Raw genomic sequence first — 19,716 nt, 5'->3', positions numbered from 1 at the left:
TGGTGAGTTCGGGATTAGCTTCGGCGGCGGCGATAGCGGCGCGAAGGCCGCCGCCACCGGCACCGATGATAGCAATATCAGCGTTAAAGGTTTGCACTGCATTCCTCCAAATGTTCCAGTTAAAGTGGATGGTTAAGGTTTTTTTTTATTGTTTGTATCAGCAAGCGTATCGAATGATACCGATATATTATAGTCGAGCTGAAAAGCTTAATATGGCGTTTACATCACTCTTTTTCCGGATCGGCATGAGAATTCTCTATTATTTACCATGTAATTTATAAGGTTAATTGTTTTTATTTACTTTAATTAACGAAACGAGAATGGGATTCTCCGTTTTTATATCGCGATCGCTGATGATATTGGTGGTGGCCGAGTGATAAACTGGAAATGTAAGCAGAAGTGCGAGCCGGTGGGCCCGCACGAGTTAGTATTGTTTAGCTATGCTGATAATTCGCAATAATACTGGTGTAGATGTAAGGCTCGTCACCTTCGTAAGTACATTCATATAGGCTGGTCTGTTCACCGGTATTGCATTTATCCAAGCCTTGGTTATAGTCTCGCGTTGCGTCCCAACCGGATAGGCAGCCCAGATTATTGCTTTGTGCGAACTCTAGTAGCTGTTGTTGGTTAGCGGGTGTGAAGTCAGTTCCATTGTCGTTGTAACCAAACATCGGGGTAGCTCCCATTCTGCGCCAAATCTGTGCACTATCCCAGTGTGGATAAACCGCCGCGATCTGGTTATGTAAGGCATTCAGCGCATAAACACAGCCGGTATAAACATCAGGCGGTGGATTAGTCGCGCCAAAGTCCATCGTCATCCCGTTGATCATTGACGGTGACAAGCCTGCGCTACCCAGCATACTAAGGAATGTGGTACCGAAGTTGGTCAGCCCCTGAGATGCGAAATCCGTTTGCCCATCTACCGGTAGCGTATAGGAGATTTTCAGCGTGGGGTTCTGTGCTTGAATCTGGCCAATCACGGAGACGTGTCGTTGTAGCACTTCCAGTAGCTGTAACGTAGCTCCTTCAAAATCAAAATCAATCATTGTTAACTGGTAGTTTTCAATGACTGCTTGATAGAGGCCGACCAATGTCGGGATGTCTGTGATATCTTCTTCAATAACGGTACCCGCCGCACCGCCAAATGAGATAGCAACGTCACCCCCGATAGCACGGAACGCGGCAATATCACTTTTACCGTAGTCACTGATTGTGGCATCACCAGGATAAGTCACATTGTCGTTTGAATCGGTCATTGAGGTTTGCCCTCCCCAGCAAGGGCGTGGGCCATCCGCTGTTTGTGCTGAGGTCAGGAATCCCAGTATATAATTTTTAATGCCGCTTTCTGAACCAAACTTACTGCATTGCGGGGTTGGCCATGCCGCATAGTCTATAAACGGTGCTCCTGAAAAGCTACAGGGGCCCGGGTCCGGCAATGCCGAGGATGTCTCGACTTGTAACGGTATGGACGTTGCTGATTCATTATTACTCAGGTCGAAAGCCACAACGGAGATAGTCCAGACCGTTTCTGGAGTCAGGTTGCTAATATTGATGCTATTGGTTGATACTTGTACCGTGATCGGCTCAATGCCGGTCGCGCTATACTCTACTAGATAACCAGCAACCATAACGTTATCGGTCGATGGCTCCCAGCTTACGCTTAGGGTTTGTGCACCAATTTCCGTGGCCTGCAGATTTTGTGGCGTTGTTGGGGCTACGTGATCTTCCGGTACATCGGCGCTAACACCGTTAATAAAGAAATCAGAGGGCAGATTGCCAATAGAAATACCGGAGTTATTGGCGACACCAATTTTGCAAATAACGCTGCCACCGGCAGGTACCGTGGAGGTTTCCGTTAAATGTCCGGTGATGGTAGTACCAGTTCTGGTGAAACTAAAATTTACGTCATCAGAAATAGATTGGCTCGCATCGACAGTAAACGATATTTCAGGGTCAATAAGATCATTCACATCGGTATTATAAATAGTCAATTGGCATTCGCTATACCATTCGTCGCCACCGCTGACCCACGCTGAGTAGACAAAAGCTGTAGAATTTGAATCTTGCATGATTTAGTCCTCGCATAATTGATTGAATGTCATTGCCGGTAGGAATGTAGTACTCCGGCAACAACCATCATGCGGATGAATATTTGATAAGTTAAATCAGGATATATTATATTTAATTAGCCTTATCGTTATTAGATTGTATTAATTTATTTTGATCCTGAATTGAAACAATCTAACATCATATATTCTGTTTGATTCTTAATATGTTACAAGAGCATGATTTTAGAGACTCATTACTTTTGATGGTAACTTTGCCATTGCATTGACATTCCAAATATACTTTCATCATGCCTGGCATAATATTGGTTAAATCATCACTTGATATTTTATGAGGGATGTTTGTGGGGTATTGGTTAGTTATTATGGGGAAATTATTGTGGAGTATTATTCCCGTCAAAGAAATGAAGATGCATATCTTAATGGGGAGAGTAATGTATTTATAGTGGCTTAGCCTAAACCGAAACTTAAACGAATCAGCGCTCACCGAAGCTTTACTGTCGTGCTTTTCTACTACGGAAGCTTCAAAATTATAAGTTTCCTCTGTTATCTCTTTATTCTCTAATCTATTAGGCCAAAGGGATACTTCATCATCCGTTATTTTTCGGATTTTGTATTTCGAGCTTATTTTGTAACCAAGGCGTGGCACTGTTAATATAAGACTATCCAGATCGATATCGTTTAGCTCTTTTCGCAAGACGTAAATAGTCTGTAAAAGTGTGTTGTCACTAACGCATAAACCAAATTGTTCCCAAACTTCTGAATACAGTGTCTTTTTTGAAATTATTTGTTCATGATGGTTTAACAAGCAGAGTAAGCAGCGCCCCCTTACGCCAAAAAGATTAGTAAGTTTTCCTTTGTTAATTTGTTGCATTGTGAGCATTTCATCGTTAAAAAAAATATCGTCATTTATTATGAATCCTAAGGGCATAGATCCTCCAGTTATCTGGTTTAAATAGATGTTTAATAATAATTAATTACATAATGAAATATTAATTAACAAGAAGTTATATTTAATGAGTTAATGCTGAGAAATCATTAAATAAAAATGATATTACATACTTATTTATCTTCCTGTAAGAACAATATTTACATATGTTCTCTCTTATTTAAGTAAAGGTAAAATGAATTTTTTTCATAATTACTTAGAAAATAAAATTGAGTATGAAACTAATAATCATTAATGAATGATTGTCCATGAATCGGTCTGTTGATAATAATAGAATATATTTTCCTGTGATTGTTCATTTTTATAGCAGCGTTACGACATAAATTACTTCTATTTTTTATTTTTTTTAAACCATTCGTTTTTTACATGTCTATGGCGTCGTTGCCGTTACCACTCCATTAATGGATGAGGTAATCAGTCGAGCGTATTTGGCTATGTCAATCGGTTTGTCATTTTTTTAGAAAATTCTCAGTTTATCGGTTAATCACAAATGTGTTCATATTTTATAGCGTGATTATTTACCTGAATGAAAATTGTTCAATTTATTGATATTAGAATATTCACATTTAGTAATACATGAGAAATACTAACCAGATAACTCCTGATCGATATCAATAATTTTGAACATTGCTCTGATTATAATATAGGATGGTTATATAAAATAAGTTAATGTTACAAATTATTAAAATAATTGTTGGTTTTATGTGCTGGATATGCATTTGCTGAATCGTTTTTAGTCACACATAAATGAAAAATTTGCCCTATGTTTCACGGTGTTTGATAAAGATCAAATAGAGTTTGTTTCATAGGCCTAACATCTGCCCACTTAATTTGTATGTAATGAACAATGTCGTTAGCCACGGTAAAGGAATAATTATAATGATAGAAGAAAATCCTCTTCTGCCTTCCCACGGTATTAATCGCCGTGATTTTATGAAGCTGTGTACTGCGCTTGCCGCGACGATGGGTTTAAGTGCTAATGCAGCAGCTGAAATTGCGCAATCAGTGAGTAGCCCACAGCGCCCACCGGTTATCTGGATCGGCGCTCAGGAGTGTACGGGATGTACCGAATCACTCTTACGAGCAACCCATCCAACCATTGAAAACCTCCTGTTGGATACTATCTCTCTTGAGTATCATGAAGTGCTGTCGGCCGCATTTGGTGAGCAGGCAGAAGAAAATAAACATAATGCAATTGAGAAATATAAAGGCCAATACGTTCTGGTTGTTGATGGCTCAATTCCGCTAAAAGACGATGGCATTTATTGCATCGTGGCCGGCAAGCCGATCATTGAACATATTCGTCATGCCGCTGAGGGCGCTGCTGCGATTATCGCGATAGGTTCTTGTGCCGCGTGGGGCGGCGTAGCCGCTGCCGGAGATAACCCAACTGGAGCCGTTGGCCTACAGGCAGTTTTACCGGGTAAAACCGTGATTAATATTCCGGGCTGCCCGCCGAATCCGCATAACTTCTTAGCCACCGTGGCCCACATTATTACCTTTGGAAAGGCTCCTAAGTTAGATGCTAAAAATCGGCCGACCTTTGCCTATGGCCGTTTAATCCATGAACACTGCGAGCGTCGCCCTCACTTTGACGCCGGTCGTTTTGCCAAAGAGTTTGGTGATGACGGTCATCGCCAAGGATGGTGTCTGTATCATTTAGGCTGTAAAGGCCCTGAGACTTATGGTAACTGCTCGACACAACAATTCTGTGATGTCGGCGGCGTTTGGCCCGTTGCTATCGGCCATCCGTGCTATGGCTGTAATGAAGAAGGCGTCGGTTTCCATAAAGGGATTCACCAGTTGGCCAGCGTTGAAAATCCAACGCCGCGGGCTGACAAGCCGGACGTCGGCAACAAAGAAGGCGGCATCGTATCGCCAACGGCTATTGGCCTGATTGGCGGTATTGTGGGTCTGGTTGCTGGCGTCAGCGTGATGACGGTTCGTGAACTTGGACGTCAGCAAAAGAAAGACGATGCTGACTCACGGGGAGAATAACCGTGGATAGACGCAATTTTCTCAAATTAGCTTCAGGCGGTGCACTGTTAGCGGGTAGTACTTCTGCCTGTCAGGCGTCTGCCGAAAACAGGCCTCCCATTCCGGGCGCTTTGGGCATGCTGTATGATTCGACGCTGTGCGTGGGCTGTCAGGCCTGTGTGACTAAGTGTCAGGACATTAATCATCCTCAGCGTAACGCGAAAGGTCCGCAAACTTGGTCAAATAACGACAAGCTGTCTCCTTATACCAATAATATTATTCAGGTCTGGAGCTCCGGCACTGGCGTTAATAAGGATCAAGAAAAAGACGGCTACGCCTATATCAAAAAGCAGTGCATGCACTGCGTGGACCCGAACTGCGTTTCCGTTTGTCCGGTTTCGGCTCTGAGGAAAGATCCTAAGACCGGTATCGTTCACTATAACGCCGATGTGTGTACCGGCTGTCGTTACTGCATGGTGGGCTGCCCGTACAACGTTCCTAAGTATGACTATGATAACCCGTTCGGCGCATTACATAAGTGTGAACTGTGTAATCAGAAGGGCGTGGAACGTTTAGACAAAGGCGGGCTGCCGGGCTGTGTAGAAGTTTGCCCTGCGGGCGCGGTAATTTTTGGTACTCGGGAAGAGCTAATGGCTGAAGCCAAAAAACGTTTAGCGCTAACGCCCGGAGACCAATACAGCTTCCCTCGCCAGACTTTGCAAAGCAACGACGGTTATCTGCATACGGTTCCGCACTATCATCCACACCTATACGGTGAGAAAGAGGGCGGCGGTACTCAGGTTTTGGTGCTTAGCGGCGTTCCATATGAAAACTTTGATTTACCGAAGCTTGATGAACTCTCTACCGGCGCACGTTCTGAAAACATTCAGCATACGATTTACAAAGGCATGATGCTGCCGTTGGCCGTTTTAGCTGGCTTAACCGTGTTGGTTCGGCGTAACAGTAAAAATGACCACCACGACGAAGAAGGAGACGAGCATGACGACGCATCATAAGCCAGTGCCATTGGGTGGAAAACTAGTCAGCTGGCCGATTGTGGTTTTCGGGCCGCTGATTGTGCTATGTCTGATCTTTATGGTGAAGCGTTTGGTATTCGGTCTGGGTTCGGTATCGGATCTGAACGGCGGTTATCCGTGGGGGATCTGGATTGCCTTTGACCTGCTTATCGGCACCGGCTTTGCCTGTGGCGGTTGGGCATTAGCCTGGTTGGTTTATGTCTGTAACAAAGGCGAATACCATCCGTTGGTTCGCCCGGCGTTACTGGCTAGCCTGTTCGGTTACTCGTTGGGTGGTTTATCTATCACCATCGACGTGGGCCGTTACTGGAACCTGCCTTATTTCTATATTCCGGGTCATTTCAACGTTAACTCAGTGCTGTTTGAAACTGCGGTATGTATGACCATCTATATCGCAATCATGGCGCTGGAATTTGCCCCTGCCCTGTTAGAACGTTTGGGATGGAAGGTTTCTCTTAAGCGCATTAATAAAGCGATGTTCTTTATTATCGCGCTAGGCGCTTTGTTACCGACCATGCACCAGTCATCGATGGGCTCGCTGATGATTGCGGCGGGCAATAAGGTTAACCCGATCTGGCAGAGCTATGAAATGTTGCCACTATTCTCGCTGCTGACTGCATTTATTATGGGCTTCTCGATTGTCATATTTGAGGGTTCTTTAGTACAGACCGGCCTGAGAGGGAAAGGGCAAAATGAGCGAGACCTGTTCACCAAGCTGATGAACATCTTGAGCATTTTTCTGACACTATTCTTAGTGGTGCGCTTTGGTGAACTTATTTATCGCGGAAAGCTAGCGTATATCTTCGCCTTTGACTTCTATTCAGTCCTGTTCTGGATTGAAAGTGCACTGCTGATTTTCCCGTTAGTGATTTTCCGTTTGGATAAATTCCGTAGAGATTCACGCATGCTGTTTATTGGTGCGTTAAGCATGCTACTGGGCTGCGCAACGTGGCGTATGTGCTACTCATTAGTCTCGTTTAATCCGGGTGGCGGTTATCACTACTTCCCAAGCTGGGAAGAAATATTAATTTCAATTGGCTTTGTGGCTATCGAGGTATGTGCCTATATCTTGCTGGTTCGTCTGCTGCCGATTATTCCTTCTCTAAGAACCATTAATAAGAATCAAGAGGCTAGTAAAGTATGAGCCAACGTATCACCATTGACCCGGTAACCCGCATCGAAGGCCACTTACGCATCGATTGCGAAATTGAAAACGGGAAAGTTACTAAAGCATGGGCATCCGGTACGATGTGGCGCGGAATGGAAGAGATCCTGAAAGGAAAAGATCCCCGCGATGCATGGATGATTGTGCAGCGTATTTGTGGCGTATGTACTACCACCCACGCCATTGCTTCCGTGCGCGCGGCTGAAAGTGCGTTAAACATCGATGTTCCGCTCAATGCTCAATATATCCGTAACCTGATATTAGCGGCGCATATGACCCATGACCATATCGTCCATTTCTATCAACTATCTGCGCTGGACTGGGTAGATATTACTTCCGCCCTGAAGGCCGATCCGGCTAAGGCCGAAGCTTTGCTGAAAGGCGTTTCTTCATGGTCACTGAACAGCGCGGCAGAGTTCACTAAGGTCCAGAATAAGATCAAAGATCTGGTTGCCAGCGGTCAGTTAGGCATTTTTGCCAACGGCTACTGGGGTCATCCGGCGATGAAACTGCCGCCGGAAGTCAACCTGATTGCCGTGGCTCACTACCTGCAGGCGCTGGAATGCCAGCGTGACGCCAGCCGCATCGTTGCTTTACTGGGCGGTAAAACTCCGCATATCCAGAACTTAGCGGTCGGCGGCGTGGCCAATGCCATCAACCTAGACGGCTTAGGTACGCTGAACCTTGAGCGCCTGATGTACATCAAATCGTTTATCGACCGCTTAGGCGACTTTGTTGAACAGGTTTATAAAGTGGATACCGCCGTTATTGCCGCGTTTTATCCTGAATGGCTGGAAATGGGTAAAGGTGCCGTTAACTACTTAAGCACCCCAGAGTTCCCGACCGACGGTAAGAACGGCAGCTTTATTATGGAAGGCGGCTATATCACCAATGGTGATTTATCGACCTATCGCCCGGTTACGTCTCACTCTGATGAATTTGTGATTAAAGGCATCCAAGAGAGCGCTAAGCACGCGTGGTATAAAGATGAAGAGCCTCAGGCTCCATGGGAAGGAACGACCATTCCTAACTACACCGGCTGGGATGCTGACGCGAAATACTCATGGGTTAAATCGCCAACCTTCTACGGCAAAACCGTGGAAGTGGGTCCGCTGGCCAGCATGCTGTGTAAGCTGGCGGCCAATCATGAGCCAACCAAAAAGCATTTAACCGATATTATTGGTATCTACAAAACCTTAACCGGCAACACGATTGAAGTGAAACAGCTTCACTCAACCTTAGGGCGGATTATCGGTCGTACCGTTAACGCCTGTGGCCTGAGAGATATTTTGAATAATCAGTATCAAGCGTTAATTACTAACATTGGTAAAGGCGATCACACCACCTATGTGAAACCAAATATTCCTGCAACCGGTACTTTTAAAGGCGTTGGTTTTGCTGAAGTTTCACGCGGTATGTTATCCCACTGGATTGTGATTAAAGACGGTAAAATTGATAACTATCAGGCGGTAGTGCCTTCAACCTGGAACTCTGGTCCGCGTAACTTCAACAACGAAGTGGGTCCGTATGAGCAATCGCTGGTAGGTACACCGGTTGCTGATTTACACAAGCCGCTGGAAGTTGTTCGTACCATCCACTCGTTTGACCCTTGCATGGCGTGCGCGGTGCACGTGGTTGATACGGATGGTAACGAAGTCACACGAGTGAAGGTTCTCTGATGCGGATATTAGTATTAGGCGTGGGTAATGTGCTGTTAACGGACGAAGCCATTGGTGTGCGTATCGTTGAAGCACTGGAACAAAACTACCACTTACCGGACTACGTTGAAGTTCTTGACGGTGGAACCGCCGGCATGGAACTGTTGGGCGATATGGCAGACCGCGATCATTTAATTATCGCCGATGCCGTTGTGTCCAAAAAGCGGACGCCGGGAACCATCATGATATTGCGTGATGAAGAAGTGCCTGCGCTTTTTACTAATAAAATATCCCCGCATCAGTTAGGTTTGTCCGACGTTCTGTCGGCGCTCCGATTTACGGGGGAATTCCCCCGTAAATTGACCCTTGTTGGCGTTATTCCTGAATCTCTTGAGCCGCACATTGGCTTAACTCCGACGGTTGCCGCCGTTTTAGAACCGGCTCTGGCTGAGGTGATCGCCGCTTTGCGTTCATCCGGCGTTGAAGTGGTGGCTAAAAAACCTACCGAAGGCGTTTAATATGACTAATGAGATTTACGGCTACATCGACGATCCGACTGCCCTTGTGCAGTCGGCTTTTCAGACTGTGTCTGATAAGGCAATGCACAACCTCTCGTTTCTTCACACTCAAATGCCGGTGCACGTTTCCGGCTTTAAGCTTTTTGAAGGCCAGTGGTTTAGCTGCATAGTAACGCCTTGGATGCTCAGCGCAGTAATCCTTCCCGGGCCGGATCAGGTCTGGCCGCTACGCACCATGAGCGATCGCATTGGTTTAGCGCTGCCTTATGGCCACCTGACCTTTACCGTCGGCGAGTTAGACGGCATTCGCCAATATCTGACCTGTTCACTCATGTCGCCGCTGGACCATAATCTGACGCCGGAACAGGGCGTACAGTTAGCCGATGACTGCTCGCGCATGCTGCTGTCGATTCCCGTCAGCGACCCTGATGCACCAACGCAACTAGGACGGCGGGCACTGTTGACCGGCCGTAGGAACTGCGGCAATGCATGAAGTGTCACTGTGTGAAAGCACCTTAGAAATTATTGAAAATCAGGCTCAGCAACATGGCGTAAAGCGTGTGACGGGCGTATGGTTAGAGTTGGGTGCGCTGTCGTGCATTGAAGAAAGTTCGCTGCGCTTCTGCTTTGATATTGTCTGCCGCGGCACCGTGGCGGACGGCTGTAAACTGCATATTATCCATAGGCCAGCCAAAGCCTGGTGCTGGGACTGCAGTAAAGAGATTGAAATTTCTCAACATGAAGCTCAGTGCCCTGAATGCCAGGGTCTTAACCTTCGGGTTGATAGCGGTGATAGCCTGCAAATTAAAGAGCTGGAAGTTGAATAATCGCCTGATAAACGGCGTTCCTAGTTAATCACTCAAAGTTTAGTTACAGATAATGTCCTGAAGGGAGATAACCATATGTGTAGTACTTGCGGATGTGCTGCCGGTGAGCAGCGAATTGAAGGCGACGACCACGTGCATTCTCACTCTCACGGACATGAACATCATCACGACCACGATCATCATGATGGTCATGACCATCATGAGCACGGTCATGCTCACCACCACGATGGTGAACATAAACACGCACACAAACACGGCCATCAACATGACCATTCGCACGGCCACCGTCATCACGATGACGCACACCAGCCGCGTACCGTGATTATTCATCACCATTATCACCATCAGGGCGATGTGCATCACCACGTTCACAACACCACCATGGCCACCAAAATGGGCGATGTGGACGTTGAGTTTGAACTGGATGAGGGCAAATTTCGCCCGAGTGAGTCGGCGGTAGAAAAAGATTTAGATTACGGTAAAGGCGAAGCCGGAACCCACGCACCGGGCATGAGCCAGCGTCGCATGCTACAGATTGAAATGGACGTGCTGAGTAAAAATAACCATCTGGCAGAACATAACCGTGACTACTTTGCCGGTAAGCATATTCTGGCATTGAATCTGGTTTCTAGCCCCGGTTCAGGCAAAACTACGTTACTGACTGAAACCCTGATGCGCCTGCGTGAGCGCGTATCCTGCGCCGTTATTGAAGGCGATCAGCAAACCACCAATGATGCCGAACGCATTCGCGCTACCGGCGTTCCGGCCATTCAGGTCAATACCGGCAAGGGCTGCCATCTGGACGCTCAAATGGTTCAAGACGCGGCTTTGCGCCTTGAACTGAAAGAAAAAAGCCTGCTGTTTATTGAGAACGTCGGTAACTTAGTGTGCCCGGCCAGCTTTGACTTAGGCGAGCGCGCTAAGGTAGCGGTTCTGTCAGTGACCGAAGGTGAAGATAAGCCGCTGAAGTACCCGCATATGTTTGCCGCTTCTGGGCTGATGATTCTCAACAAGATAGATTTATTGCCTTATCTGCATTTTGACGTTGAGGCCTGTATCGCTAACGCCCGCCGGATCAATCCAAACATTCAGGTTATCCAGCTTTCTGCCAGCAGTGGTGAAGGCATGGACGCGTGGATTTCATGGCTGGAGACCCAGCTATGTGTTTAGGCGTTCCGGGTAAAATAGTTGCCGTGGGTGCCGACATTCACCAAATGGCGCAGGTTGACGTTTGCGGCGTAAAGCGTGAAGTGAACATTGCCTTAGTTTGCGAGGGAAATACCGCAGACTTAATTGGCCAATGGGTGTTGGTTCACGTCGGTTTTGCTATGAGCATTATCGACGAACAGGAGGCGCAGGCTACGCTTGAAGCGTTAATGTCCATGAGCGCACTGGAACACGAAGTCGGTGATTTTGTTGGTATCAATTCCGGAGCAAACGATGCGGTACGTCGATGAGTTTCGCGATCCGGAACTAGCTAAAGCGTTATTGAGCCATATCCGCACTCGGGTTGCTGAAATTTCGCGGGCCAGCGATCGCCCTCTGCAGCTGATGGAGGTGTGCGGCGGCCATACCCATGCCATCTATAAATTCGGTATCGACCAGCTTTTACCCCCTGAAATTGAGTTTGTTCACGGCCCGGGCTGTCCGGTTTGCGTTTTGCCCATGGGGCGGATTGACGGCTGCATTGAAATTGCTGAAAAGCCGGGCGTTATTTTCTGTACCTACGGTGATGCGATGCGCGTGCCGGGCCGTAATGGCTCACTGCTCGATGCCAAACGGCGCGGAGCCGATGTGCGCATTGTCTATTCTCCGCTCGATACCCTGACTTTCGCTGAGCAGAATCCGGATAAACAGGTAGTGTTTTTTGGCCTCGGCTTTGAAACTACCATGCCAAGTACCGCCTTAACGCTGCAACAGGCTAAGCGCCGCGGGCTGACCAACTTCACGGTGTTTTGCCAGCATATTACCATTATTCCAACCTTACGCAGCCTGCTGGAACAGCCAGACGTCAGAATCGACGGCTTTTTAGCCCCCGGCCACGTCAGCATGGTGATCGGGACTGAACTGTACGGCTTTATCACCAATGACTTTCATAAACCGCTGGTGGTTACCGGCTTTGAACCGCTGGATATCTTGCAGGCGCTGGCGATGCTGGTAGATCAGATCCACGACGGGCGCAGCGAAGTTGAGAATCAGTACAAACGTATTGTTTCGCAGCAGGGTAACTTACTGGCCCTGAAAGCGATGCAGGACGTGTTTGAACTGAAAGAGACCAGTGAATGGCGCGGATTAGGCGAAATTGCCGGTTCTGGCGTTCAGCTCAAGGCTGAATACCAACAGTTTGACGCAGAACGGCGTTTTAATACTCAGGTTCATCAGGTGGCTGACGATCCTCAGGCCCGCTGCGGCGACGTATTAACCGGCCGTTGTAAGCCCAATGATTGTCCTCTGTTTGGCAATCGCTGCACCCCTCAGAATGCCTTTGGGGCATTAATGGTGTCATCCGAAGGGGCGTGTGCTGCCTATTACCAATATCGTCGAGGACTTGCTTAATGTCTTACTCTGAAAAAGATGTTGTCACCATGGCTCACGGTAGCGGTGGTCAGGCAATGCAGCAGTTAATCGAGCAGCTTTTCCTGCGGGCGTTCTCTAATCCGGCGCTCAATGAGCGTGAAGATCAGGCCCGCATACCTCTGTCATTGCTGAGCGCGATAGGCGACCGGCTGGCCTTCAGCACTGACAGCTATGTAATTGACCCGATATTTTTCCCCGGCGGTAACATTGGTAAGCTAGCGGTGTGTGGAACGGTGAACGACGTGGCTGTGAGCGGCGCGGTTCCCCAGTATCTTTCCTGTGGATTCATTCTGGAGGAAGGCCTCCCGCTTCGGGATCTGGAACAGATCGTCATGGCGATGGCGGAAACCGCCGCCGCCGCCGGCGTTGACATTGTCACCGGCGATACCAAAGTGGTTCAGCGCGGTGCGGCCGATAAAATATTTATTAATACCGCCGGGATAGGCGCTATTCCTGTGGCTATCAAGTGGGGCGCTCAGCAGATTCGCCCGGGCGATCGCATTCTGGTTAGCGGTACGTTGGGCGACCATGGCGCTACCATTCTTAACCTGCGTGAAAATCTGGGGCTGGAAGCCGATCTCAGCAGCGACTGTGCGGTGCTTACGCCGCTCATTGCTCCGCTGCGCGATATCGCTGGCGTTAGAGCCTTGCGCGATGCTACCCGCGGCGGCGTTACTGCCATTTTGCATGAGTTTGCCACCGCCAGCGGCTGCGGCATGATGATTAATGAAGGCGATTTACCGGTGAAACCGGCCGTACGGGGCGTGTGCGAGCTGCTGGGGCTTGAGCCGCTTAACTTTGCCAACGAAGGTAAGCTGGTGATTGTGGTTGCCCCTGAAGCTGAACAGGCTACGCTGGCGGCGCTGCGTAATCATCCGCTAGGCGTTGATGCCGCCGTTATTGGCACCGTGAGTGAGAATCCTCGGGTACAGCTGACGGGAATATTTGGCGCGTCACGCTTGCTTGATTTGCCGCACAGCGAGCCGCTGCCGAGAATTTGCTAGTTGTCTATCTTATCGTCTATTTCGTTATCCATAACCGTCATCCCGAGCAATCGGGATGACGGTTTAAAAAGCCTGACTCAGGCTGGATAATCGTTTGGTCTCTCCTCGACAGACTGCAGAGACAGCAACGCGCTCTGCTTTTCTAGCCGCATCAAGGTGACCGACTCTTTCAGCGGCGGGTGCTCAATGCCTGACAGCAGATAGGCCAACGTAAAACACTGTTCGGTCAGCTCTGCCGCACTGAGCGGCGCACTATCGATTAAGCTAAGCATGGGATCTTCCTCCCATAATTAGAGAGTAACGTGCTGACGCTAAAACAAAAATCTTCGAGGCAGATCGACTATTCGATAAAAAATCCCGTGTGAATTGAGGGCGAGTTTGAGTATGCTCTTCAACAGCCATGATGTTAGCTCCATTATCCTAATAACGTTGTGGTTAGAAACCCCGTTAGTGTTTCCGCACTGCGGGGTTTTGCATGGTGCGCAGAATAAAACCGGCGCACCGCCACAGTATGGATATACGGCGAAGGGGTCAATTGACAGGCGAGTGTTTTAGCGGAAGAATTTTGGATTCTGGAAACGGATCGCAAAAAATCATTAAAATGCGCGGCTGGAATAATCTGCCTGTGATGATGTTCTAATTATGTAACTTAATTACATATTGTTTTACATAAAACGCTTTAAACCTGAGGTGAACGTTCAGGCTCAGAGCGAAATCCACTTTGGATTGGTTTGAATGACGATTTTTTGTGACTATAGTCACGAATTCAAAACAAAGACGCCGCTTGGAATGGTGACGTATATCACATAAAAATCCGATATAGCGTCGGTTTATCGGATTGTATTTTTATTTCAGTAAATAAATGTGACTGGCGTCACTACAAATACCCCGTCCACACCCCAATTATAGTGATGCAAATCACAATCCCCTCCTGAAGTACGTAATAACAAAAACGCGTGATAGAGTCGGTTTTGTATTCAAAAACCATTGACGGTTTGGCCGAACCGTCCTGACTAACAATAACAATACGCAGTTCTATTTATGCGAGCTACAAGAGGGGTGTTTTATGTTATCACCTGACATCAAAATCAAGATACAAAATTTTGGCCGTTTCCTGAGTAATATGGTGATGCCCAATATTGGTGCGTTTATCGCCTGGGGCTTGATTACTGCCCTGTTTATTCCTACGGGCTGGCTGCCTAATGAAACCATGGCCAAGCTAGTCGGCCCAATGATTACTTATTTACTGCCGTTACTAATTGGCTACACCGGTGGCCGCTTAGTTGGCGGTGAGCGCGGTGGCGTTGTCGGCGCCATTACTACTATGGGCGTCATCATCGGCGCAGATATGCCGATGTTTATGGGTGCCATGATTGTTGGTCCGCTGGGCGGCTGGGCAATTAAACACTTTGACCGTTGGGTTGAAGGTAAGGTGAAAAGCGGATTTGAGATGTTAGTCAATAACTTCTCTGCCGGTATCATCGGTATGCTGCTGTCTATTCTGGCGTTTATGGCCATCGGGCCTTTAGTTGAGTCGATGTCCAAAGTATTGGCCGCCGGGGTTAATCTGATGGTTCAGAATAACCTGCTGCCTTTAGCCTCGGTTTTTGTTGAACCGGCAAAAATTCTGTTTCTGAATAATGCCATTAACCACGGTATTTTCTCGCCGTTGGGCATCCAGCAGGCGACTGAAACCGGCAAGTCAATTTTCTTCCTGATTGAATCAAATCCCGGCCCGGGCTTGGGCATTCTATTAGCCTATATGCTGTTCGGTAAAGGTAGCGCTAAGCAGTCTGCCTCTGGTGCAACTATCATCCATTTCTTTGGTGGTATTCACGAAATCTATTTCCCGTATGTGTTGATGAATCCTCGTTTAATTCTGGCGGTAATTTTAGGCGGAATGACCGGTGTATTAGTGCTTACGCTGTTTAATGCAGGCCTGGTTTCTCCTGCCTCTCCGGGTTCTATTTTCGCCATTCTGCTGATGGCGCCGAAGTCCTCCATGCTCGGGGTGATACTGTCAATTATCGCTTCAACGTTAGTCTCTTTTTGCGTCGCTGCCGTGATGCTAAAACGTGTGCGGCTGGGCGATGAAGAGGGTGAAAGCCTTGATGAAGCAACCCAAAAGATGAAAGCTATGAAGCGGCCACAAAGTAGCTCTGCCAGCAACGGTGGTGCGGGTGAGCCGGTAATGGCAATCGATCGCTCTGAATTGGATAGCGCTGAGCAAAAGCCAATTAGAAAAATTATTGTGGCCTGCGATGCGGGTATGGGCTCAAGCGCCATGGGCGCGAGCCTGTTGCGTAAAAAGATTAATGAGGCAAAGTTAGACCATATTATGGTGACTAACTGCGCAATCAATAGCTTACCTGACGATGTGGATATTGTTATTACGCACCAAGACCTGACTCAGCGCGCGATGAATCATGCTCCTCATGCGGAACATATTTCTCTGCGTAACTTCCTCGATGGTCAGGTGTATAACGATTTAGTGACGCGCCTGTTTGCCTCTAAGCATTCTCAAGCGGCCAATGACAGTAAGTTAGTCACGCAAACGCTGGTGGCGGCCAATGACGATAGCTTCGAACCTGAAGAGCCAGGAAAAAATCTGTTCAAGCTCAGCGCTGATAACATCTTCCTCAATCTGAAAGCGGAAAATAAAGAGCAAGCGATTCGTTTTGCCGGTGAGCAATTGGTAAAAGGTGGCTACGTTGAGCCGGAATACGTTGACGCCATGCTACAGCGTGAAGCCTTAGTTTCGACCTATCTTGGCCAGTCAATCGCCGTTCCTCACGGTACCGTCGAGGCAAAAGATCGGGTTTTACAGACCGGCGTGGTTATTTGCCAATATCCGGCAGGCGTTAGCTTTAGTGACGACCCGGAAGATGTCGCTCATTTGATTATCGGTATTGCGGCAAAAAACAATGAGCATATTCAGGTGATTTCCCGAATAACTAATCTGTTAGATGACGAAGCGATCGTTGAGAGTTTGAAAATAACTCGCGATGTTCAAGAGGCTCTGACGCTGCTTTCTGGTGAGCGAGCGGCATAACGTTACGGCGAAGACTGATAATGGCTCTGATGCGCAGTCTTCGCCTTTCATGCTGATTAAATTCGTTTAAATAGATTTTATTTTGAGGTTAATACCATGAAGGCAATACATTTTGGTGCAGGAAATATAGGCAGAGGATTTATCGGTAAGCTATTGGCCGATGCCAATGCAACCCTAACTTTTGCCGACGTTAATCAGCCGTTAATCGATCAGCTGGATCATCAGCAAAGCTATGAGGTTAACGTTGTCGGTGAGAACAGTAGCGTTGAGCGTGTTAATAACGTGCGGGCAGTGCATAGCAATAGCCCTGATGCGGTAAGACACATCAGCCAAGCCGACGTGGTAACTACCGCCGTAGGGCCTCAGATATTAGAGAAAATAGCCAAGACTTTGGCTTTAGGCCTGATTGAGCGCCATCAGCTGGGCAATGAGAACCCGCTGAATATTATTGCCTGTGAGAATATGGTGAGAGGTACCAGCCAGCTAAAGCAGCACGTAATGCGCGAGATCCCGCAGAACCTGCACCTGTGGGTCGAAGAGCACGTTGGCTTTGTTGATTCAGCGGTCGATCGTATTGTACCTCCGGGAGAAGCGGCAAACGATGACCCGTTATCGGTTACGGTAGAAACGTTTAGCGAATGGATCGTTGATAGTACTCAGTTTAAGGGCGCGATGCCTGACATCAAAGGTATGGAAACCACCACTAACCTGATGGCTTACGTAGAGCGTAAATTATTCACTTTAAATACCGGTCATGCGATTACTGCTTACCTTGGGCAGCTTTCGGGCCTGCAGACCATTCGCGATGCGATTTGCGATTCTGACATTCGTCAGACGGTTAAGGGCGCAATGCAAGAAAGCGGAGCCGTATTAATTCAGCGCTATGGTTTTGATCCTGTTCAACACGCGGCCTATATTGATAAAATTCTGCATCGCTTTGAAAACCCTTACCTGCGCGATGATGTAGAACGGGTCGGGCGTCAGCCTTTGCGCAAATTAAGCGCCGGGGATCGTTTGATCAGGCCTTTGTTGGGTACCATTGAATACGGTCTACCGCATAATGATTTAGTAAAAGGCATTGCAGCGGCAATGTGTTATCGTAATCCGCTGGATCCGCAGGCATTAACGTTGGTTTCTTTATTGGAGCAGCAGGGCGTGGAGAATACCCTGATGTCGATTTCCGATCTGACTGACACCGCCATTATTGCTGAGATTGCAACGGCCTATCGCGCTATGTATAAGCCATCAGCCGCTTAGCTTTGGGGTTCACAACGTAAAACTATCTGTACGCCAACTGCAGACACATAACGCCGGGGCTCCGTTTGGCGATTGGAGACCCGGAACATGACATTATTATAATAAGTGATGACTGAAGATACCCAGAAATTAGAAAACCGGATACTTGAACGACTGAATAAGAAAAAATCTGTGCGCGGTTTTTTATTAACGGTAATTGGATTGCTATCAGAATCGGTCGATATTCTCGTGTTACAGGTCTTTCGTAAAGATGATTATGCCGTTAAATATGCGGTAGAGCCGTTACTTGGCGGAACCGGGCCTTTGGCTGAATTACCTATCAGGCTAAAACTGATTTATGCGCTGGGGGTTATTTCCCGCAATGAATACGAAGACATTGAGCGTCTGATGCTACTCAATGAAAGGCTCAGCCACAGTTCATATGAATATACGTTCACGTCTGAAGAAGTGCTTGGTTCTTTACGACAGTTACACGGTATTGCTGCATTACCCGCAGCACCGGCCTTTAGCGATGAGGTTGGGGCCGACGATCAGCTGTTGATTGATATGCAACAGCGCCGCTACCAGCAAATGGTGCACTCCTCTTTAGTGCTTTATATTACCGAGCTGGTTTCTCAGCTGAGCGTTAAAAAGGCGTTTTAATTACTGGTTCTGCTAATCAAACTTTTTATCTATTCTAAACTTCTTCATTTTTCGCATTTACCCCTATCTACCTTATGTATATGCAGGGTTCTTATGAGTTCCGACCTGAAGTTAAAATTATTCAAAGGCTTATTGAATAATTATTATAGGGGACATAATTTAGTGTTTTTACTGCTGGCGAACATCAGAACAATATCCTAATGTTGTATCAATAATATTGTTGAAATGTACAACAATAAGGATAGATATTATGGGTGTTAGTTTGTTCGTTGGTTTGTTAGGTGCGCTAGTTGGCGGTATATTTGCTTTATATGGGGCAATTGTTTCGGGCAATATTAATCGGCTTAACCAGAATTTAACGGGTGTTGATAGAAAGATTAATGTACTGAAAGGCATCAAATGTGAAATAGACACGGTTTGGGGAATTTATAACCAAGGAATGGGATCTAAGCTAACTGAGCACAATGGTACTGATTTTTTTAATTATACATTCTCTGCAACGCAAGATAATTTTTCTTTTTATCATAATAGTGTTGCAGATATCACTGCACTTGATAAAACTACATGCAAAAGCATAATTGAGGCTTATTCTTACGCTAAAAGTTTACTGGATACTTTTAAACTTCATGCTGATATGTTGTCTTCTTTTGAGGAATACGTAAAAAAGAAAACTGAGTATAAAGATAGGCGATATGACATCTTTATAACAGATATTCGATCGAAGCTTTGTGAGTACTCTCAGTCTTTAAAAGCAGCTCATGAACAAACAAAATTAGCTATTGATTCCACTTTACAAGAAATAGATAAATCAGTAGATCGGCTAACACAACAAAGAGAAAGTTTAGATAAATCGGGATGGCGTCGACTTTTTGCATTACTTTGTTTGAAGAATAGTTAATAGCCAAGTTTTCTAATTATCTGTAATCACAATATGATTAATGCCGGTCCATACTGGCCCCGGCATGATTGATATCTCAATGATAAAAA

At 46.9% G+C, this 19,716-nt stretch carries 18 protein-coding genes; 15 read left to right on the top strand and 3 right to left on the bottom strand.

All coding sequences use genetic code 11. The features are described 5' to 3' along the window. Positions 1–434: 434 nt before the first annotated feature. Both GVI43_RS15015 and GVI43_RS15010 read right to left on the bottom strand, forming a co-directional pair. Positions 435–2,069, bottom strand: a complete 1,635-nt coding sequence (locus GVI43_RS15015; protein WP_159567658.1) for a fibronectin type III domain-containing protein — start codon at positions 2,067–2,069, stop codon at positions 435–437. A 178-nt stretch (positions 2,070–2,247) separates the two neighbouring features. Beyond that, positions 2,248–2,997 (bottom strand): winged helix-turn-helix domain-containing protein, encoded by a 750-nt coding sequence (locus GVI43_RS15010; protein WP_159567657.1) that lies wholly within the window; start codon positions 2,995–2,997, stop codon positions 2,248–2,250. Between the two features lie 897 nt (positions 2,998–3,894). Here GVI43_RS15010 and hybO point away from each other — a divergent pair. The 11 genes from hybO (at position 3,895) to hypE (ending at position 13,778) form a co-directional block, all read left to right on the top strand. Further along, positions 3,895–5,013, top strand: a complete 1,119-nt coding sequence (gene hybO, locus GVI43_RS15005; protein ID WP_159567656.1) for a hydrogenase 2 small subunit — start codon at positions 3,895–3,897, stop codon at positions 5,011–5,013. 2 nt (positions 5,014–5,015) lie between these two features. Continuing rightward, positions 5,016–6,008 (top strand): hydrogenase 2 operon protein HybA, encoded by a 993-nt coding sequence (hybA, locus tag GVI43_RS15000; protein ID WP_159567655.1) that lies wholly within the window; start codon positions 5,016–5,018, stop codon positions 6,006–6,008. Further along, complete coding sequence (hybB, locus tag GVI43_RS14995) at positions 5,992–7,173, top strand: Ni/Fe-hydrogenase cytochrome b subunit (RefSeq protein WP_159567654.1); 1,182 nt, start codon at positions 5,992–5,994, stop codon at positions 7,171–7,173. The genes hybA and hybB overlap by 17 nt, the downstream gene beginning before the upstream one ends. Beyond that, on the top strand, positions 7,170–8,873 hold the full coding sequence (gene hybC, locus GVI43_RS14990) for a hydrogenase 2 large subunit (protein ID WP_159567653.1): 1,704 nt from the start codon (positions 7,170–7,172) through the stop codon (positions 8,871–8,873). Before hybB ends, hybC begins: the two co-directional genes overlap by 4 nt. Next, positions 8,873–9,370, top strand: a complete 498-nt coding sequence (locus GVI43_RS14985) for a HyaD/HybD family hydrogenase maturation endopeptidase (protein ID WP_159567652.1) — start codon at positions 8,873–8,875, stop codon at positions 9,368–9,370. Before hybC ends, GVI43_RS14985 begins: the two co-directional genes overlap by 1 nt. Before the next feature lies 1 nt (position 9,371). Next, positions 9,372–9,863, top strand: coding sequence for a hydrogenase-2 assembly chaperone (gene hybE, locus GVI43_RS14980; RefSeq protein WP_159567651.1), 492 nt, complete (start codon positions 9,372–9,374; stop codon positions 9,861–9,863). Further along, positions 9,856–10,197: a hydrogenase maturation nickel metallochaperone HypA gene (gene hypA / locus GVI43_RS14975; protein WP_159567650.1), complete on the top strand. Its 342-nt coding sequence runs from the start codon at positions 9,856–9,858 to the stop codon at positions 10,195–10,197. Before hybE ends, hypA begins: the two co-directional genes overlap by 8 nt. 75 nt (positions 10,198–10,272) lie before the next feature. Continuing rightward, positions 10,273–11,367: a hydrogenase nickel incorporation protein HypB gene (gene hypB / locus GVI43_RS14970; RefSeq protein WP_159567649.1), complete on the top strand. Its 1,095-nt coding sequence runs from the start codon at positions 10,273–10,275 to the stop codon at positions 11,365–11,367. Then, the gene (gene hybG / locus GVI43_RS14965; protein WP_159567648.1) at positions 11,358–11,654 is read left to right on the top strand and encodes a hydrogenase maturation factor HybG; all 297 of its coding nucleotides are present in this window, start codon (positions 11,358–11,360) and stop codon (positions 11,652–11,654) included. The genes hypB and hybG overlap by 10 nt, the downstream gene beginning before the upstream one ends. Beyond that, on the top strand, positions 11,638–12,753 hold the full coding sequence (hypD, locus tag GVI43_RS14960; protein WP_159567647.1) for a hydrogenase formation protein HypD: 1,116 nt from the start codon (positions 11,638–11,640) through the stop codon (positions 12,751–12,753). Before hybG ends, hypD begins: the two co-directional genes overlap by 17 nt. Continuing rightward, the gene (gene hypE / locus GVI43_RS14955; protein ID WP_159567646.1) at positions 12,753–13,778 is read left to right on the top strand and encodes a hydrogenase expression/formation protein HypE; all 1,026 of its coding nucleotides are present in this window, start codon (positions 12,753–12,755) and stop codon (positions 13,776–13,778) included. The genes hypD and hypE overlap by 1 nt, the downstream gene beginning before the upstream one ends. Positions 13,779–13,855: 77 nt before the next feature. Here hypE and GVI43_RS14950 read toward each other — a convergent pair whose 3' ends face one another. Beyond that, entirely contained in the window at positions 13,856–14,050 is a 195-nt protein-coding gene (locus tag GVI43_RS14950) for a hypothetical protein (protein ID WP_159567645.1), read from the bottom strand. 794 nt (positions 14,051–14,844) lie between these two features. On the opposite strand from GVI43_RS14950, the gene GVI43_RS14945 reads away from it, so the two are divergent. The 4 genes from GVI43_RS14945 (at position 14,845) to GVI43_RS14930 (ending at position 19,627) form a co-directional block, all read left to right on the top strand. Then, positions 14,845–16,830: a PTS mannitol transporter subunit IICBA gene (locus GVI43_RS14945; RefSeq protein ID WP_159567644.1), complete on the top strand. Its 1,986-nt coding sequence runs from the start codon at positions 14,845–14,847 to the stop codon at positions 16,828–16,830. 96 nt (positions 16,831–16,926) lie between these two features. Then, entirely contained in the window at positions 16,927–18,087 is a 1,161-nt protein-coding gene (locus GVI43_RS14940; protein ID WP_159567643.1) for a mannitol-1-phosphate 5-dehydrogenase, read from the top strand. A 108-nt stretch (positions 18,088–18,195) separates the two neighbouring features. Further along, a complete protein-coding gene (locus GVI43_RS14935) occupies positions 18,196–18,729 on the top strand; it encodes an MltR family transcriptional regulator (RefSeq protein WP_159567642.1) in 534 nt (177 codons plus the stop codon). A gap of 250 nt (positions 18,730–18,979) precedes the next feature. Beyond that, positions 18,980–19,627 (top strand): hypothetical protein, encoded by a 648-nt coding sequence (locus GVI43_RS14930; RefSeq protein WP_159567641.1) that lies wholly within the window; start codon positions 18,980–18,982, stop codon positions 19,625–19,627. Positions 19,628–19,716 lie beyond the last annotated feature (89 nt).

Origin of the sequence: Budvicia diplopodorum (assembly GCF_009800925.1) — a bacterium.
In the GTDB taxonomy this organism is placed as follows: Bacteria; Pseudomonadota; Gammaproteobacteria; order Enterobacterales; family Enterobacteriaceae; genus Budvicia; species Budvicia diplopodorum.
Note: the sequence above shows the minus strand (reverse complement) of the source record. Positions and strands in the feature narration are given on the sequence as shown.

Excerpts from the sequence above, each read along its gene's own strand:
- hypD (WP_159567647.1), top strand. The coding sequence starts at position 11,638 with ATGCGGTACGTCGATGAGTTTCGCGATCCGGAACTAGCTAAAGCGTTA.
- GVI43_RS14950 (WP_159567645.1), bottom strand. The coding sequence starts at position 14,050 with ATGCTTAGCTTAATCGATAGTGCGCCGCTCAGTGCGGCAGAGCTGACC.
- hybE (WP_159567651.1), top strand. The coding sequence starts at position 9,372 with ATGACTAATGAGATTTACGGCTACATCGACGATCCGACTGCCCTTGTG.
- hybG (WP_159567648.1), top strand. The coding sequence starts at position 11,358 with ATGTGTTTAGGCGTTCCGGGTAAAATAGTTGCCGTGGGTGCCGACATT.
- GVI43_RS14945 (WP_159567644.1), top strand. The coding sequence starts at position 14,845 with ATGTTATCACCTGACATCAAAATCAAGATACAAAATTTTGGCCGTTTC.
- hybO (WP_159567656.1), top strand. The coding sequence starts at position 3,895 with ATGATAGAAGAAAATCCTCTTCTGCCTTCCCACGGTATTAATCGCCGT.
- hypB (WP_159567649.1), top strand. The coding sequence starts at position 10,273 with ATGTGTAGTACTTGCGGATGTGCTGCCGGTGAGCAGCGAATTGAAGGC.
- GVI43_RS15015 (WP_159567658.1), bottom strand. The coding sequence starts at position 2,069 with ATGCAAGATTCAAATTCTACAGCTTTTGTCTACTCAGCGTGGGTCAGC.
- hybB (WP_159567654.1), top strand. The coding sequence starts at position 5,992 with ATGACGACGCATCATAAGCCAGTGCCATTGGGTGGAAAACTAGTCAGC.
- GVI43_RS14940 (WP_159567643.1), top strand. The coding sequence starts at position 16,927 with ATGAAGGCAATACATTTTGGTGCAGGAAATATAGGCAGAGGATTTATC.
- GVI43_RS15010 (WP_159567657.1), bottom strand. The coding sequence starts at position 2,997 with ATGCCCTTAGGATTCATAATAAATGACGATATTTTTTTTAACGATGAA.
- GVI43_RS14985 (WP_159567652.1), top strand. The coding sequence starts at position 8,873 with ATGCGGATATTAGTATTAGGCGTGGGTAATGTGCTGTTAACGGACGAA.
- hypA (WP_159567650.1), top strand. The coding sequence starts at position 9,856 with ATGCATGAAGTGTCACTGTGTGAAAGCACCTTAGAAATTATTGAAAAT.
- hybC (WP_159567653.1), top strand. The coding sequence starts at position 7,170 with ATGAGCCAACGTATCACCATTGACCCGGTAACCCGCATCGAAGGCCAC.
- GVI43_RS14930 (WP_159567641.1), top strand. The coding sequence starts at position 18,980 with ATGGGTGTTAGTTTGTTCGTTGGTTTGTTAGGTGCGCTAGTTGGCGGT.
- hypE (WP_159567646.1), top strand. The coding sequence starts at position 12,753 with ATGTCTTACTCTGAAAAAGATGTTGTCACCATGGCTCACGGTAGCGGT.
- GVI43_RS14935 (WP_159567642.1), top strand. The coding sequence starts at position 18,196 with ATGACTGAAGATACCCAGAAATTAGAAAACCGGATACTTGAACGACTG.